The sequence below is a fragment of the Parapedobacter sp. GCM10030251 genome (assembly GCF_042666505.1).
GTDB lineage: Bacteria > Bacteroidota > Bacteroidia > Sphingobacteriales > Sphingobacteriaceae > Parapedobacter.
In genome coordinates this window covers 1-2069 of the sequence record NZ_JBHTDN010000035.1, presented here as the reverse complement: position 1 = coordinate 2069, position 2069 = coordinate 1, and the positions used below count along the sequence as shown (strand labels likewise).

General features: G+C 48.2%; 2 protein-coding genes. Both read left to right on the top strand.

All coding sequences use genetic code 11. The annotated features are described in order from the left end of the window. Nucleotides 1–222 precede the first annotated feature (222 nt). Nucleotides 223–1083, top strand: a complete 861-nt coding sequence (locus tag ACFQRK_RS23890) for an RNA polymerase sigma factor RpoD/SigA (protein ID WP_379010944.1) — start codon at nt 223–225, stop codon at nt 1081–1083. A gap of 410 nt (nt 1084–1493) precedes the next feature. Then, nucleotides 1494–2069: glycosyltransferase (locus ACFQRK_RS23885; protein ID WP_379010941.1), on the top strand; the 576-nt coding region annotated here is incomplete at its 3' end.

The window sequence follows — 2069 nt, the reverse complement described above, 5'->3', positions numbered from 1 at the left end:
GTGCAACCAGATCTTAGTTACTTACTATTTACAGTTGATGAAATTTAATGATGTAAATTGGAATAACTTGTTTAAAAAGTGTAATACATGACAACGCTTACACCTGGTTGAGCACAGGTATTCAGAAAAGATGGCGCAACGGTAGCGTATTATCTGGGTTTCTCCAATTTGTCCAACTTAATTGCCTACATTTACAGCAAACCCTTCACACGAAAGCAGCACATGAGGCAACTGAAAATATCCGAATCGATTACCAACCGCGAAAATCGATCCCTGAACAGCTATTTGCATGATATAAGTAAATATGACATGCTTACCGGCGAGGAAGAAGTTGCGCTGGCCGTCCGGATACGTACGGGAGATACTGCTGCGCTGAACCGGTTGGTCAATGGGAACCTTAGGTTTGTGATTTCGGTGGCCAAGCAATTCCAGCATCAAGGCGTGGTGCTCGAAGATCTGATCAACGAGGGAAACCTTGGGCTGGTCACAGCGGCGAAACGGTTTGACGAGACACGCGGTTTCAAATTTATATCCTATGCCGTCTGGTGGATCAGGCAGAGCATTATGTCGGCCATTTCCGTGCAGTCGCGCACGGTCCGTCTGCCATTAAACCAGATTGCTGATTTGGTCAAAGTGAAGCGTTCGCAATCCGAGCTGGAGCAGCAGTTGGAGCGTGAACCCACCGTGGAGGAGCTGGCCGGGGTGCTTGGCGTTTCGCCTGAGCGATTGGCCCGCGTATTGTTAAACGGCAATAAGCAGGTTTCGGTAGACGCGCCCTCCCTTCATTCGCCCGAAATGAGCTTATTGGATTCGTTGCCGGACGGCGGGGTGCCGACGGACCATCGGGCGATGAGCGACTCGCTGGCAATCGTTGTCGGGGATTCGATATGCCGACTGCCCCAACGGGAGCAACTGGTGCTGAACCTTTTTTTCGGACTCGGTGGGGCTGAACCGAAAAACCTTGGAGAAATCAGCCGGCAGCTGGGGTTAACCACCGAACGTGTGAGGCAGATCAAAACCAAGGCATTGGCTTGGTTGCGGCATTCTACGGAAGGGAAACAGCTGATCCACTTCAGGAGTTAATCTTTCCTGCGCTTCTCTGCCTGTTTTTCCTTCTTGTCTGCCCGTTTTTCCTTTAAACTCTTAACGGCGGCCTTTTTGCCGCCTTCTTTCTTTGATCCTTTATCTTTTGTCATGATCGTATAGTTATTTCTTGTAAGATAAGGTATTTAAATGAAATACCAGATATGTAGCCAAAAATGACTACATTTAGCAACTTCGTATTGATCGACTGGTTCTTCCCCGCTTCCGTACCAATCCAGTCATCACATCCAGGGAACAATTCATGCTGGCGTTTTCGACCGTTAAATAATTACACCTAAGAAACGTGTATAAATTGCCGTAAATAAAAGGCAATAAATTAAAGCAATCGCTTGAGTGCGGTTGAAAGCAAACAAACGGTGAAAACCTACACTCATAAATATTTCAATCAGATGAAAATCGCTTTTATAGGCACTTACGCCCCCCGCCAATGCGGTATCGGATCATTTACGCAGCACCTCTTCCAATCTACCGGCGACGGTTCCGGGACATCAGGCAATTTTGTCGTCGCCATCAATGATCCCGGCAGTACTTATATGTATCCTCCGGAAGTGAAATTTATCATCGATCAGGATGACCATGGCGCGTACCTCAAAGCGGCTGAGTTCATTAACCAAAACCAGGTGGATGCATGTATTGTCCAGCACGAATTTGGTATTTTCGGCGGACAGAACGGCATATTCATCCTGACGTTGCTGCATAGTCTGGAGGTTCCCGTGATGGCTACGTTCCACACCGTCCTGAATAAGCCATCCTACAATCAGCTCGCGGTGATGAAAGAAATCACCAAAGTTGCCAGTAAATTAATCGTTATGGCCCACAAGGCAGCGGAGATACTGCAGCAAACGTATGGGGTACCGGCCGAAAAAATCGAATTGGTGCCCCACGGCGTGCCGGCCATACGGTACGATCGGACAGCAGCCCGGCTTGAGTTGGGGCTGGAGGCAAAAAAGGTACTGCTGACATTT